The sequence below is a fragment of the Chamaesiphon sp. VAR_48_metabat_135_sub genome (genome assembly GCF_031418915.1).
Classification (GTDB): Bacteria; Cyanobacteriota; Cyanobacteriia; order Cyanobacteriales; family Chamaesiphonaceae; genus Chamaesiphon.
In genome coordinates this window covers 1-13,499 of the sequence record NZ_JANOJV010000228.1, presented here as the reverse complement: position 1 = coordinate 13,499, position 13,499 = coordinate 1, and the positions used below count along the sequence as shown (strand labels likewise).

Sequence of the window (13,499 nt, the reverse complement as noted above, 5' to 3'; positions counted from 1 at the left end):
TCGCCTACATCTACATATCTCGTTCGCCTAGCGTCCGCCATGCGGAATCGATCTCATCTGAGCGCGTCGAAGAGTTGATATTTAGAGTCCAAACATCGTATTTTAGCACACGATCGACCGATATTTCATCCTTGATGTCATGGCGATCTCGATCGATCTTGACGATCCGGTTGCGAGATTTGGGCATCCTAAGCTTAAAAATTTTAGAGATCTATCCAATACCGCCTCTCAACGTTACTTATAAAGGTTGTGGCGAAAGCTATGTTTCCATCGCTCAGTTTCTAGGCATCTATCGGAATTTACAGCAAGATGGTAGCGGGAAGGCTGGTTGTAACGGTAGTTTGTTATATTGACATCCTCCTCGTGCGTTCACGCCGAGGAGGATGTCAATAAATTTTCGGTTCTGGCTCCACCATCTGGTACTTTTACCGCAATGACCGACATGTTTGCAGCAATGCTCATCAAAAATTCTGATGAAGGACTTTTCTGCTATCCCTGAGCTATAAATTTGCTTATTCCCCCTTTTGGCGAGTTTATGCAAAGAACCCCTACTAGAATAAACCAGCTATTATGCGGAGTACCTAATTTATAGAAATTGTTACACTGACAGGGAGAATATCTGTTATCAATAAAGCAACAAACAAGACATTATTCTCCGTGACATTCTAACAAATAAAGTCAGCTCGCTAAGTCGCAGCATCAACATTAGTCGATCGGATCTGGAATTTGCATAATGCGGAAAACAGCCAGATTAATATATCGACCAGAAAGTCAAATCAGACATCCACTTCGATTATTTCTCGAAATGGGGCGAGATGTATTAGCATCGCGAGAACTAGCTTGGCGTTTGTTGGTGCATTTAGTCAGCGTATGCGGAATTAGCAGGTAAGTTGTGTAATTTGTCTTGCTCCCCAATCCCTAATCTCTACTCCCCATGTCCGACACCGTTATCCATGTTGAAAATCTAGGCAAAAAATACATCATCGGTCATCAGCAAGACAATGAACGCTACAACACTCTCCGTGACGTTCTCGCAAACCAAGCCAGATCGCTAAATCGCAGCCTCAATCCCTTCAAATCCCACTCCTCACTCCCGACAGCCAACACCCCCAGCACAGAAGAATTCTGGGCACTAAAAGATGTGTCATTCGAGATTAAACAGGGGGATAGGGTTGGTATTATTGGGCGGAATGGGGCTGGTAAATCAACGCTGTTGAAGATTTTGAGCCGGATTACGGAGCCGACGGAGGGGCGGATAAAGATTAAGGGGCGGGTGGCGAGTTTATTAGAGGTGGGAACGGGTTTTCATCCTGAGTTGACAGGGCGGGAGAATATTTTTCTCAACGGTGCGATTCTGGGGATGAGCAAGGTAGAGATTACGCACAAGTTTGATGAAATTGTGGACTTTGCTGAAGTAGAGAAGTTTTTAGATACGCCAGTTAAGCGATATTCTTCGGGGATGTATGTGCGGTTGGCGTTTGCGGTGGCGGCACATTTGGAGCCAGAGATTTTGATTGTAGATGAAGTACTAGCAGTGGGGGATGTTCAGTTTCAAAAGAAATGTTTGGGGAAGATGGAGGATGTGGCTAAAGAAGGAAGAACAGTGATATTTGTCAGTCATAATTTGGGGACTGTTCAGGCACTTTGTAGTCGTGGGGTTTTGCTGATGCAAGGAACTGTCTTAGCTGATGATACAGCAGATGTAGCGGTCAGTACTTACTTGAAAAACCTCGAACAAGCCTCTTTCCAGAACCTTTTAAAGCGCACAGATCGCCAGGGTAAGGGTCATCTGAGACTTGCTCAGATCGAAATTTCGACTGGTGGAAATCACCCCTCGCTTACTCTATCAACAGGGTTTTCGGCTGTTTTCACATTCCATGTCACCGGAATTCGTCAGGGACTTTCCTGCTGTTTTACTATTTACGACCAATATGGTCAAGCTGTGACATATTTTAACTCGGCGGCACATAGTCAAGATGATATGACTAATCCGCAGCAAGAGACCAAGTTTATTTGCGAGATAGAGGAACTGTTGCTTCTGCCTGGTCGCTATCGGATTAATGCTGCAATCATGTGTGATGGAGAATACCAAGATGATGTCAAAGGAGCTGTCTTTTTTGATGTCGAGCAAGGGAACTTACGAGGTCGTCCTGTATCTAGTGAGACTGGCTATGGCAATACGATCTTGCCGCATCGATGGCTCATACCAGGTTAAAGCTTGAGCATAAATATTTGTCTCTAAGTTCTCGATAGTTCTTGATTCATTGACAAAAGGAAATTACTGATGAAGACTCTTGTTGCTGGTTGGTTCAGCTTTGAACAAGGACATGGTACCGCAGGTGATCTGCTAGCAGGTGAGCTAGCCTGTGATTGGCTCGAAAGTGCTGGTTATTCCTATGACATTGCAGTTGACCCGCCATTTTGTGGTGGTATTAATTGGCGTTTTGCCGATCCGAAAAACTATTCACTGGTGGTGTTTGTCTGTGGTCCATTCCAAAAAGGAGAACTCGAAGCAGAGTTTTTGGCTCATTTTGCTGGCTGCCGCCTGATTGGGCTAGATCTGACGATGCTGGAACGGCTCGATGAGTGGAATCCTTTTGATGTTCTGCTGGAGCGAGATAGTTCTGTATGTGCTCGTCCCGATATTACTTTTCTCTCCCCTCGAAAACTAGTACCTGTTGTGGGTGTTTGCCTGGTTGAGCCTTACGGTGCAATGGAGGAAGTCGCTCATGCTGCCATTTGGCGACTTGTGGCATCACGGTCAGTGGCAGTGGTGAAAATCGATACACGGCTGGATACTAATATCACCGATCTCCGCAGTCCGTCTGAGATTGAGTCGCTCCTTGCCAGGATGGATTTAGTGGTGACAACACGATTACATGGGACAGTTTTGGCATTGAAGAATGGTGTTCCCACAATTTCGATCGATCCCGAAGCTGGAGGCGCAAAGATTATCCGTCAGGCTCAGAAGATTGGCTGGCCAGTAGTGTTCGCAGTTGATAACGTGACTGACGAAGCATTACAACAAGCATTAGACTACTGCTTGAGTGAGGATGCACGAATAAAGGCGAGAGCATGTTGTCAACGGGCTAAAAAAATGGTTGAAGAAGCACGCGACGAATTCATCACAGCATTAGGCTGCGATCCTGCGGCGATCGATCGTAGTGAGGACTCGAAATACGCAAACATCAACCGGATCTCTGTCGATCTCGATCGCTATGCTCCCTCAGATGATCTGCAAACCAGCAGGGGGATGAGGGGAAAGATGAAAATAATACTGAAGTCCATCATAGGGCGATCGCGATGAGCAGTAACCCACTGGTATCGGTCATTATTATCTTCTCGAATGCTGGAAAGACCTTCTTTGAAGAAGCGATCGACAGCGTATTTGCTCAAACCGATCGCAACTGGGAACTGTTGCTAGTTTGCCATACCGTAATCCTAAAGTTTACTACCTATTAAAAATTTTTGACCATTGGAAGGGACGTATGAACAGCATTGTGAATTCCATTGCACGCAAAATATTACCTGCTGCTACTCGTGCGAGGATAAAAGCTAAATTGGGAGGAACTGAATATATCCCCCCGCAGGGAGTAGTGAAATTCGGTTCCCTGCGAAGAGTAACACCAATTAGTCGTGTATTCGGCTACGATCGAGGCTTGCCCATTGACCGCTACTATATCGAAAATTTTCTCGCTCATCAGGCTCAGGATATTCAAGGGTGTGTGATGGAAATTGGGGATAACTTTTACACGCACAAATTTGGCGAGGATCGCGTGACAAAAAGCGATGTCCTGCACGTTGTAGAAGGCAATCCAGATGCCACGATTGTTGGAGATCTCAGTAACAGCGATAATATTCCCTCAGATAGCTTTGACTGTCTGGTTCTGACTCAAACGCTCCACCTAATTTACGATATGAAAGATGCGGTCAAAACGATTTATCGGATCTTAAAGCCAGGTGGAGTGGCACTAGTTACCGTTCCCGGAATTAGTCAAATAGCCATCGACGAATGGAAAGATTATTGGTGTTGGAGCTTGACGACCTTATCTGCACAACGGTTGTTTGTAGAAGTCTTTCCCACGAAAAATGTGACTGTCGAACATTATGGGAATGTCCTTGCAGCTACTGCTTTTCTCCAGGGTATAGCAACGGAGGAACTGGAAAAACAGGAGTTAGATTACCGCGATCCAAGTTATCAGGTTTTAATCACAGTTAGGGCAGTTAAACCAGAGGAAGCACTATGAGGATACCTGGTCTTGGTAAATTGCAACGGATCGAGCAAAAACTCCAAAAAAGATTAGCATCTAAAGGGCTAATCTTAATGTATCATCGCGTCACGGAAGTGGACTTAGATCCCTGGTCTTTATCTGTGACACCACAACACTTTGCCGAGCATCTGGAAGTTTTGCAAGAATATGCCCACCCCATCAGCCTCCAGCAATTAGCTCAAGCTCATCGGGATGGCAACATTCCCCACCGAGCGGTGGCGATTACTTTTGATGATGGTTACGCCGATAATCTTTATCATGCCAAGCCATTGCTAGAACGATACGATATTCCAGCCACTGTGTTTGTAAGTACTGGCTACATCGGAAAGGAGCGCGAGTTTTGGTGGGATGAGTTAGAACGGCTACTTTTGCAACCGCCGAAATTACCAGAGAAGCTGTCGCTAAATATTAGCGGGAGCATTCAGCACTGGGATTTAGGTGCAGCAGTAGATTACACTACACAAGACTATCAGCGCGATCGCAGTTGTCTAGCCTATGAGGCACAACCAGGCTCTCGCATGTTTTTCTATTACTCAATTTGGCAAATATTGCGACCTTTGCTAGAAGCAGAACGCCAAAAAGCACTAGACGAGATCCTCCTCTGGGCTACAGCCGAACCCAAACCACGCTCCACTCATCGCGCCCTTTTACCTGAAGAATTATCTGTCTTGGGACAAGGGGAACTGGTGGAAATTGGTGCTCATACAGTTACCCATCTATTTCTCTCAGCACAATCTACAGTTTTGCAACGGAATGAAATTCAGCAAAGCAAAGTTCGTTTAGAAGAGATGATCGAGCGTCCAGTGAGGAGTTTCTCATATCCATTTGGCGATTACAGTGTAGAAACCGTTGAACTAGTGCAATCGAGTGGATTTGACTATGCCTGCTCTACTATTCAAGATATTGTCTGGCGACAGAGTAACAGTTTTCAATTACCTCGTGTTGGTGTCGAGAACTGGAATGGGGAAGAATTTGCCAAACATCTATTGAGGTGGTTTCATGCTTGAACAGATAAATAGTAATCCGTTAGTTTCCTGTATCATCATCTTTTTTAACGCTCAGAAAGAAACTTTCTTTGAAGAAGCCATAGAAAGCATTTTTGCTCAGACCTATGAAAACTGGGAACTTTTATTAGCAGACGACGGTTCAACCGACGAGAGTACTGCCATAGCATTACGATGTGCCCAAAAATACCCCGATCGAGTGCGCTACGTAGAGCATGAAGGACACCAAAATCGTGGTATGAGTGCCACACGTAATTTGGGTATTCGCCACGCTAAAGGAGAGTACATTGCCCTTCTAGATGCAGATGATATCTGGTTGCCACAAAAACTCGAGCAGCAGGTAGCAATATTAGTAGCTTACCCCGAAGCAGGTATGGTTTATGGCTCCACTCAAATGTGGTATGGCTGGACGGGTAATCCTGAAGATGCAAAACGCGATCGCGGACGAGGATTGGGTGTCAAACCCGATACCTTGGTCAAACCACCAACACTACTCAAGTTGTTTTTGAAAGGTACAGCAGAAACACCCGGCACTTGTAGTATATTAATGCGACAGAAACTAGTTAAAGATGTTGGTGGATTCGAGCAGTCCTTCCGAGGAATGTTTGAGGATCAAGCTTTCTTTTACAAAGTATCTCTCAACGCAACTGTGTATATAGAAAGTGGTTGTTGGGATAGATATCGTCAGCACTCAAATAGCTCCTGTTATGTTGCACAAGCTTTAGGGCAATACAATTCACTCAAGCCAAATTCGGCTCACTTAATTTTCTTAACCTGGCTAGAGAAATATTTGCGCGAACAAGGATGCCAAGATACTGAGATTTGGCAAGCATTAAATAAAGCATTATGGCCTTATCAGCACCCACGAATCTTCTACTTGTTGCAATGGTTTCAAGATGTTGGTCAGCATCTGACGAGGAGCATAAAAAAATTTGTGAAACTCATATTTATTCATAAAGAGCTTACCTCAATCTAATCATGAGCGATCTACACCCCTATCGATCTGTTATTCAACCTGTACCCGATGGAATATCGCGACCTTTGTGGTCGGTGATGATTCCGACCTATAACTGTGCTAACTATCTGCGCGAAACACTGACAAGTGTTTTAGCACAAGATCCAGGCGCAGATATCATGCAAATCGAAGTAGTTGATGATTGCTCTACACAAGACGATCCTGAAGCAGTGGTGAGAGAACTAGCTGGAGATCGCGTGAGTTTTTATCGCCAACCAGAGAATGTCGGCTACATCAAAAATTTTGAGACCTGCTTGCAGCGATCTCGTGGTAAATTAATTCATCTATTGCATGGTGATGACTGTGTTAGAGATGGCTTTTATCGCAAGCTGCAACGTGGCTTTGAGGAAAACCCCGCAGTAGGAGCTGCTTTTTGTCGCCATATCCATATGGATGAGCAGGGACACTGGACATCGATTTCCTGGCTAGAACAGCCGGAAAGCGGTATCTTGAGCGACTGGCTAGAGCGAATTGCTGTACAGCAGCGAATTCAAACTCCATCGATTGTCGTGCGACGTGATGTTTACGAGCAACTTGGCGGATTCGATCGTCGCATGTCTTGTTGGGGTGAAGACTGGGAAATGTGGGTGCGGATTGCTGTCCATTATCCCGTGTGGTATGAGGTTGAGCCACTTGCGTTATACCGCAAAGGTGCCACTTCTTTAACTGCCAAATCGGTACGGACTGGTGAAAATATTCAAGACTTTCGTAAGGCAATTGGCATTGTGCGGGAATATTTGCCAAGCAACTGTGCCGATCGACTTTCAAGCACAGCATTAAGAAACTATGCATTTTATGCACTCAATTCTGCCAGAGAATTTATTAGCATCGGCGATCTTTACGGAGCTAAAAATCAACTGAGGGAAGCTTCAAGGTGTCATTTGTCAATGGCGATATTCAAGTCTTTAATAAAGTTAAACATTAAGAGTTTTTACCTAAAAATAATTTCGAGACTACCTTGGGTACAATCGGCAAATTTATAATATAATTATCCGTTTTCTATGGAACTATTCTTAAGTGTTATTATCTGTACTCATAATCCTCGATACAATTATCTCGATCGAGTCTTAAATGCTTTACAAGCTCAGACATTGCCAGTAGAAAAGTGGGAACTTATATTGGTAGATAACGCTAGCGATCGAATGCTATCTTCAGAGGTCGATCTAGGCTGGCATCCTCAAGCTCGAGAGATTAGAGAAGAAAAACTAGGTTTAACTTATGCTCGTTTACGCGGGATTAAAGAGGCTGTAGCAGAAATTTTAATATTCGTTGATGATGATAATGTCTTGGACTCAGACTATCTTGAAGTAGCATTAAAAATTAGTAGAGATTATACATTTATTGGTGCTTGGGGTGGACAAACCAAAGGTGAATTTGAAGTAGATCCTCCTGACTGGACAAAACCATATTGGTCTTTCTTAGCTGTTCGAGAATTTCAAGAAGATAAGTGGTCGAATTTAGTACATCAACACGCAACAACTCCCTGTGGTGCCGGAATTTGTATTCGGAAAATTGTAGCCCAAAAATATAGCGAGCTAGTATGCAATGATTTGAAAAGATTAGGACTAGATCGACAGGGGTCGCTGCTAACGAGCTGTGGAGATACAGATTTAGCATTGACAGCTTGCGATATTGGATTGGGTACAGGTCTGTTTAAAGATTTACAGCTAACCCATCTCATACCTGCTAGCCGTTTAGAAGAAGAATATCTAGTCAGACTAATTGAAGGAATAACATCCTCTCTGATTGTCCTAGATTCATTTCGAGGTAAATTGCCGCAGATCCAAAATATCGGGTGGAAAGAAAAATTAATTGAATATTATCGGCTTTGGCAAATGAATCCGAGGGAACGCCGCTTTTATCGAGCAATGCAAAGAGGCAGGTCCGAAGGACGTTCTAAGTTGGACATCTGAACTGCACTATTTGGACTCTAGACCGCTTGCTACTCCCTTCTTGATACCTATGCGTTGCCCAACTTTGAGTGAATTACCGCCACCCCCACCGGACAAAACAGGTTGGCCTTGGACTGAAGAAAGACCCCAATTACCCGATCTGATGCCAGATGGATCTGCGTGGCCTTGTATTAGTATTGTTACACCTAGTTATAATCAAGGACAGTTTATCGAAGAAACTATTCGATCGGTATTGCTTCAGAGTTATCCAAATTTAGAATACATAGTTATTGATGGCGGTTCGACAGATAATAGTGTCGAAATTATCAAAAAATATCAAGAGCATCTTGCTTTTTGGAGTAGTGAACCCGATCGAGGGCAAACAGATGCCATTAATAACGGCTATCAGCACTGTACTGGCGATATCTTTGTATGGTTAAATTCAGACGATCTCTACTACAATCCCCTTGTGCTCAAAACCGTTGCCGACTTGTTTCTTAAAGGATATGATTACATCTCTGGCGAATGCTTCTATATTGACGAAAATGGAAACCAGCGATTGGAAAGAGTTACAGATAGCGAAGTTTTAAGAAATCAATTAAAGCTAGATGGAAAATCCATCCCAACTACCTTTAATAAACTGCTCAGATACTGGTCGGGTAACAATAATTTTATGCAACCTGCTACCTTTGTTTCTAAGGAATTGACAGATCTTTGCTTTCCTCTGGATCCAGAACTCTACTATGCCATGGATTATCAACTCTTTATTAGAGTATTGAAACGTAATCCTAAAGCTATTTGGATTAGAGAGAAATTAGTTCGATTTAGATGGCATTCAACCAGCAAAACGATGGGAGATATAGCGGCAGAGTCAGAGCTATACAAAGTGTCATTAGCTGAGTCTAGAGCTTTATCGACTTGGTGGGAACACGCACTATTTAAAAGACAAGCCAGTGACTTTGAAGATCTACTCTGTCTGATTCACGGGCAGACTTTTCCTCAGCTATGGCAAGTTCTCATCCACCTTGTGTATAGACCCACATCGATCGCTTCGATCCTATTTTGGAAGGTTTTCTTTAAGGCAGCTATTGGTGTAGAATCTTATTCACTGTTACGAAAGTTGGCTGGGAAATAAGTTTAACTGGAGCCATTTTCTAGAACCTATGAAAGTTGCCTTTAATGCTAGACTGCTCCACGACCCTACCCTCAGGGGCTGGAATCGCTATACCATTAATCTCTTGGTAGAGTTATCAGCATTAGGAGTAGAGCTTTTTCTCTATGCCGATCGACCTTTACACCCAAGTCATTTGGCTAGACTGGCTGAAGGTAGTTATCGGGTCAGAATTGCTCCACCCATGAAATATCTTCAATGGGAGCAGTATTGGTTGCCCAAACAGTGCGAACGAGATCGCGTCGAGATCCTTCATTGTCCTCTAAATTTCGGCTTGCCTTGGTCTAGTCCTTGTCCTCGGATTTTGACGTTGCATGATGCAATCGATCGAGTTTATTATTCTCAAAATGCACGTTGGGATCGGGGATTGAATCTAGTTGCTTTGCAAAACACAATGTATCATTGGATTGCTCGAAATAGAGCAGATCAGATTATTACAGTTAGTGAATATTCAAAGCAAGATATTATTAAATATTTTCATATCTCTGAAAATAAAATTACGGTAATTTATGAAGCTGCCGACTCAAATTTTCATTATCCAGTCAGTCAGATAGACCGCTTAAAGCTTCGTGAAAAATACAATTTAAAGATGCCTTATATTTTATATATAGGAGGATGGGAGAAACGGAAAAATATACCATTTTTGATTAATGCTTTTGCTCAAGCCGATCTGAATGGGGTTGAGTTGGTGCTAGGTGGCGGAAAGGATGATGAACGCGATTCATTATTGAAATTAGGAAAGTCGCTAGGAGTCCTGGATTCTTTAAAATTGTTGGGTTGGGTTGATGAAGCAGACTTACCAGTACTTTATGCTGAAGCACTTTGTTTTGTTTATCCTAGTGAATATGAAGGATTTGGATTGCAATTGTGCGAGGCGATGGCTGTTGGTTGTCCTGTATTAGCGGCAAATGCTACTTGCCTAGCAGAAGTGTTGGGTGATGGGGGGGACACTTTTAGCTTGGACGATATAGGTAAGCTTACTGATTTATTAGAAAAAGTTGCTTTCGATCCCCTTTACTACGATATTCTAAGGCAAAGAGCAGTGAAACATTCGTGCTTTTTTGGATGGAGTAAAACTGCTCAGGAAACATTACAAGTCTATCGAAAATCAACAAATTCTTAATTTAGTTTCTAAACTTTAGAAACAGACTTATACATAGGATTAAAACCAGATTCGGATAATTCAAATAATGGAAAGCAAATGAGTTTAGGCAAAGTTTATACTGACTATTGGCAAAGAAAAGATCGGTTAGCCAAATCGATACCTCATTTTTCCATCATTAGATAGTTGGATACATAATGGTTAAGTGAGAGTGATGAAGTAGTCCTGAAAGCGATTGAAAAAAATCTAATCTACTTGATATAGGTGCTGGCAATCTCAGGATGATGAAGAAATTTATTAATGCTGGCTTTAAAGGAACTGATGCTGACAATATAATATCAGTGGCAACAAAAAAGCAAAAACTGTGATGCGATACTAGAGTTTTCATTGTTAAATATAAATATACCTTATGGTAGCAAAAATTGCTGTGAGTTGTTAGTTCTTATGACTATTTTTGACATATTTTGCTATAGACATTTTCTAATTTATCAAAGATTTTTTTTGGTGAATACTGCTCCTCAGCTAACTTTCTGCCTGCTCTAACTTGTTTAATACACAAATTTCGATCGCCGAGTAAAGCAATAATTCTAGAAATTGCATCTTCATTACTATTGCAAACATTAATATTCACCATGTCTTGTACTTCCAATCCTTCCACTCCATGCTTATTGGTAATAATGGGAATCCCCCAAGCTAGAGCTTCAGCAACCTTAATTTTCAATCCACTACCCTGAGTTGGCATATAAACAAATATCCTAGATCTTCTAAAATATGGTTCGATATCTGGAACATTTTCTTCGATCGTAACATCTGGCAGATTTAGAAAATTCTGGAGACTAGATTTAGCCGAACGTCCCACAATTTGGAGTTGAGCATTGGGAATCTGTTGCTTAATTGTTGGCCATATATGAAGTAAAAGTTGACAAGCGGCAGAGTAGGTAGGGAACCAGTTCATGGAACCAATTAAACCAATAACTGGGGGTCGATCGTCAATAAGTGGCTCTTGATATTGATACTTACTCAAATCCATTGCCAAGCCAATATTCTGCACATTGGCATGAGGATTGATAGCACGAATCCGCTGGGCAATTGGTGGCGAAACACTAGTAAAAAAACGATATTTTTGGATTAATTGATGTTCAGCTACGAACATCAGATAGCGATCTATCCTTGCTCGTATTCTCCCAAATTTAACACCAGCCAAATCGATACTATAGAGACAATGAACGCTGACTAAAGATTTATGAATGTACTTTAAACCTAGATAGCCTGCCCATAATTGTTCTAAATGTAGGATGTCAAATGGTTGCTCTTCTAACTGCAATCTGAGATCTTTGACAAAAGCATCACCAAATATCTGTGAAAATGGATTGGCTATAGTTTTTAATTTTTGAATTAAACTGCTACCTATATTTTTAGGATATAGCCGAATGTCATATTTTTCTAACGGAAATAGCTGCAAACATTCTTCTTTTTCATTAGAGTTTTGATAAGTAGTAAATACAGTGACTTGATGCCCTCTACTCACGAGTTCTTTAATCAGGATAAAGTACCAACGAGATGCTGCACTACCAAAAGGCAATGGAGGATCGATAAAGGCAATAACTATCTTAAAGGACATATAATCAACTAAAATATTTATAAAATGATTTCCATTTTAAAAACTATGCACAAATGAATACGGCTTCTTTAGGGACAAACACTTAGGCAGATATTATCGATCGTATTCCACCAGGCTAACGAGATCGAACCGCTCATCGACTCAATACATTGGAGCAAGCAAATGATTTCTAGCTTAACACCTTTAGATCTAGAGAAATATCTGATTCCCAATGCCAAAATCGATCGAGCTGAAGAAACCATTCCTACCTGCGAAATCCATAACTGGAGTGACGGGATGCTGGCTAATGCTGATTTTTTTGGGCATCCTAAATATAGCGAACAGTACTTAAAAACTGAAAATTGTAGTCGAGCATTCGGCGAACGCTGGCAAGCCGCGATCGGTAGTTGGGATGATAAGGTCGTAATTGATATCGGGTGTGGCCCTGGAAACCTGTATGCCACCATCGGCGGCACCCCACAAGTACTCATCGGGATAGATATTAGTCGCGGGGCACTAGAAAAAGCTATGCAGCTTGGTTATACCCCCATTTTGGCAGATGCTCACAATCTGCCCCTCATCGACGACTGTGCTGACATCGTTGCACTCAATGCCGTGTTGCATCATTGCGATGATATGGTCAAAGTTTTGACAGAAGCCGCTCGTGTAGTTATACCTGGCGGTCTGCTGATTACCGATGAAGATCCTCAGCGGACTGCTTGGCATCACAAAGGGCTGGGTTGGCTAGTCGATGAGGCAAGGAAACTATTTCCCCTGTATTGGCTGCCAGGAAGAGGTCATCTTTACAGATCTAAACAGGAGCGAGCTTTAAGATTAGCGACTGAGATTCATAACCGTAAGCCTGGGGATGGGGTGACACCGGAGCTTTATTACAGGACTTTAGAACCTCTGGGTTTTACGATCGAACTTTATCCCCATAATCATGGTGTGGGAGCCGAGTTGTTCCAGGGTAACTATGGTCGATCGCCTTTAAAATATACTTTAGCTCAAAGACTGTCGGGCATAAATCCCAATTCGCCTGAAGCCGCTCAATCGGTAATGTGTATTGCGCGTAAGTTAGTCAATTGACAGCGGATTTAGATTCTGTGAAAGATCCATACATACACTTTGCGACATTGGCTTAAAATAGAAATACGGCTCTAGATAGAAGCTAGAGCCGTATCTCAAAACCAAAATACTTAATTACAACCAGGATAACATATGTCTGAAGAACGTTTCGATCGCCTTGAGAGCCAACTAACACAAGTTATTCAGGCTATTGGTACCATGCAACAGAACATGGCTACCATGCAACAGAACATGGCTACCAAGCAAGATTTGGCTGCTGTCGAGCAGAATGTTTCTGGGATTGAGCAGAAGGTTTCTGGGATTGAGCAGAAGGTTTCTGGCATCGAGCAGAAGGTTTCTGGCATCGAGCAGAAGG

Annotated in this window: 14 protein-coding genes and 1 pseudogene; 14 read left to right on the top strand and 1 reads right to left on the bottom strand. The window is 42.5% G+C overall.

The features are described 5' to 3' along the window. The 12 genes from RMO55_RS16370 to RMO55_RS16315 form a co-directional block, all read left to right on the top strand. A partial coding sequence (locus RMO55_RS16370; RefSeq protein ID WP_310428163.1) for a hypothetical protein occupies window positions 1–353 on the top strand: 353 nt, incomplete at its 5' end. After that, window positions 350–499 (top strand): hypothetical protein, encoded by a 150-nt coding sequence (locus tag RMO55_RS16365; protein ID WP_310428161.1) that lies wholly within the window; start codon window positions 350–352, stop codon window positions 497–499. The genes RMO55_RS16370 and RMO55_RS16365, both read left to right, overlap by 4 nt. Window positions 500–934: 435 nt before the next feature. Next, window positions 935–2,215 carry an ABC transporter ATP-binding protein gene (locus tag RMO55_RS16360; protein WP_310428159.1) on the top strand — a complete coding sequence of 427 codons (1,281 nt, stop codon included), beginning with the start codon at window positions 935–937 and terminating at the stop codon, window positions 2,213–2,215. A 69-nt stretch (window positions 2,216–2,284) separates the two neighbouring features. Beyond that, window positions 2,285–3,307, top strand: a complete 1,023-nt coding sequence (locus RMO55_RS16355) for a polysaccharide pyruvyl transferase family protein (RefSeq protein WP_310428157.1) — start codon at window positions 2,285–2,287, stop codon at window positions 3,305–3,307. Beyond that, entirely contained in the window at window positions 3,304–3,462 is a 159-nt protein-coding gene (locus RMO55_RS16350) for a hypothetical protein (protein WP_310428155.1), read from the top strand. Before RMO55_RS16355 ends, RMO55_RS16350 begins: the two co-directional genes overlap by 4 nt. A 38-nt stretch (window positions 3,463–3,500) precedes the next feature. Then, window positions 3,501–4,247: a methyltransferase domain-containing protein gene (locus tag RMO55_RS16345; protein ID WP_310428154.1), complete on the top strand. Its 747-nt coding sequence runs from the start codon at window positions 3,501–3,503 to the stop codon at window positions 4,245–4,247. Beyond that, window positions 4,244–5,278 carry a polysaccharide deacetylase family protein gene (locus tag RMO55_RS16340; RefSeq protein WP_310428153.1) on the top strand — a complete coding sequence of 345 codons (1,035 nt, stop codon included), beginning with the start codon at window positions 4,244–4,246 and terminating at the stop codon, window positions 5,276–5,278. Before RMO55_RS16345 ends, RMO55_RS16340 begins: the two co-directional genes overlap by 4 nt. Then, window positions 5,271–6,251: a glycosyltransferase family 2 protein gene (locus RMO55_RS16335; protein ID WP_310428150.1), complete on the top strand. Its 981-nt coding sequence runs from the start codon at window positions 5,271–5,273 to the stop codon at window positions 6,249–6,251. The genes RMO55_RS16340 and RMO55_RS16335 overlap by 8 nt, the downstream gene beginning before the upstream one ends. Window positions 6,252–6,253: 2 nt before the next feature. Further along, window positions 6,254–7,273 (top strand): glycosyltransferase, encoded by a 1,020-nt coding sequence (locus tag RMO55_RS16330; RefSeq protein ID WP_310428148.1) that lies wholly within the window; start codon window positions 6,254–6,256, stop codon window positions 7,271–7,273. An 18-nt stretch (window positions 7,274–7,291) separates the two neighbouring features. Then, window positions 7,292–8,203: a glycosyltransferase gene (locus RMO55_RS16325; protein WP_310428146.1), complete on the top strand. Its 912-nt coding sequence runs from the start codon at window positions 7,292–7,294 to the stop codon at window positions 8,201–8,203. A gap of 49 nt (window positions 8,204–8,252) precedes the next feature. Beyond that, the gene (locus RMO55_RS16320; RefSeq protein ID WP_310428144.1) at window positions 8,253–9,317 is read left to right on the top strand and encodes a glycosyltransferase family 2 protein; all 1,065 of its coding nucleotides are present in this window, start codon (window positions 8,253–8,255) and stop codon (window positions 9,315–9,317) included. 28 nt (window positions 9,318–9,345) lie between these two features. Beyond that, window positions 9,346–10,476, top strand: coding sequence for a glycosyltransferase family 1 protein (locus RMO55_RS16315; protein ID WP_310428142.1), 1,131 nt, complete (start codon window positions 9,346–9,348; stop codon window positions 10,474–10,476). Between the two features lie 427 nt (window positions 10,477–10,903). On the opposite strand, the gene RMO55_RS16310 is transcribed toward RMO55_RS16315, so the two are convergent. Next, window positions 10,904–12,076 (bottom strand): glycosyltransferase family 4 protein, encoded by a 1,173-nt coding sequence (locus tag RMO55_RS16310; RefSeq protein WP_310428141.1) that lies wholly within the window; start codon window positions 12,074–12,076, stop codon window positions 10,904–10,906. A 162-nt stretch (window positions 12,077–12,238) separates the two neighbouring features. On the opposite strand from RMO55_RS16310, the gene RMO55_RS16305 reads away from it, so the two are divergent. Continuing rightward, window positions 12,239–13,144: a class I SAM-dependent methyltransferase gene (locus tag RMO55_RS16305; RefSeq protein ID WP_310428139.1), complete on the top strand. Its 906-nt coding sequence runs from the start codon at window positions 12,239–12,241 to the stop codon at window positions 13,142–13,144. 132 nt (window positions 13,145–13,276) lie between these two features. Beyond that, a pseudogene (locus RMO55_RS16300) lies at window positions 13,277–13,499 on the top strand (hypothetical protein); the annotation flags it as partial.

Excerpts from the sequence above, each read along its gene's own strand:
- RMO55_RS16360 (WP_310428159.1), top strand. The coding sequence starts at position 935 with ATGTCCGACACCGTTATCCATGTTGAAAATCTAGGCAAAAAATACATC.
- RMO55_RS16355 (WP_310428157.1), top strand. The coding sequence starts at position 2,285 with ATGAAGACTCTTGTTGCTGGTTGGTTCAGCTTTGAACAAGGACATGGT.
- RMO55_RS16350 (WP_310428155.1), top strand. The coding sequence starts at position 3,304 with ATGAGCAGTAACCCACTGGTATCGGTCATTATTATCTTCTCGAATGCT.
- RMO55_RS16340 (WP_310428153.1), top strand. The coding sequence starts at position 4,244 with ATGAGGATACCTGGTCTTGGTAAATTGCAACGGATCGAGCAAAAACTC.
- RMO55_RS16335 (WP_310428150.1), top strand. The coding sequence starts at position 5,271 with ATGCTTGAACAGATAAATAGTAATCCGTTAGTTTCCTGTATCATCATC.
- RMO55_RS16330 (WP_310428148.1), top strand. The coding sequence starts at position 6,254 with ATGAGCGATCTACACCCCTATCGATCTGTTATTCAACCTGTACCCGAT.
- RMO55_RS16325 (WP_310428146.1), top strand. The coding sequence starts at position 7,292 with ATGGAACTATTCTTAAGTGTTATTATCTGTACTCATAATCCTCGATAC.
- RMO55_RS16320 (WP_310428144.1), top strand. The coding sequence starts at position 8,253 with ATGCGTTGCCCAACTTTGAGTGAATTACCGCCACCCCCACCGGACAAA.
- RMO55_RS16315 (WP_310428142.1), top strand. The coding sequence starts at position 9,346 with ATGAAAGTTGCCTTTAATGCTAGACTGCTCCACGACCCTACCCTCAGG.
- RMO55_RS16310 (WP_310428141.1), bottom strand. The coding sequence starts at position 12,076 with ATGTCCTTTAAGATAGTTATTGCCTTTATCGATCCTCCATTGCCTTTT.
- RMO55_RS16305 (WP_310428139.1), top strand. The coding sequence starts at position 12,239 with ATGATTTCTAGCTTAACACCTTTAGATCTAGAGAAATATCTGATTCCC.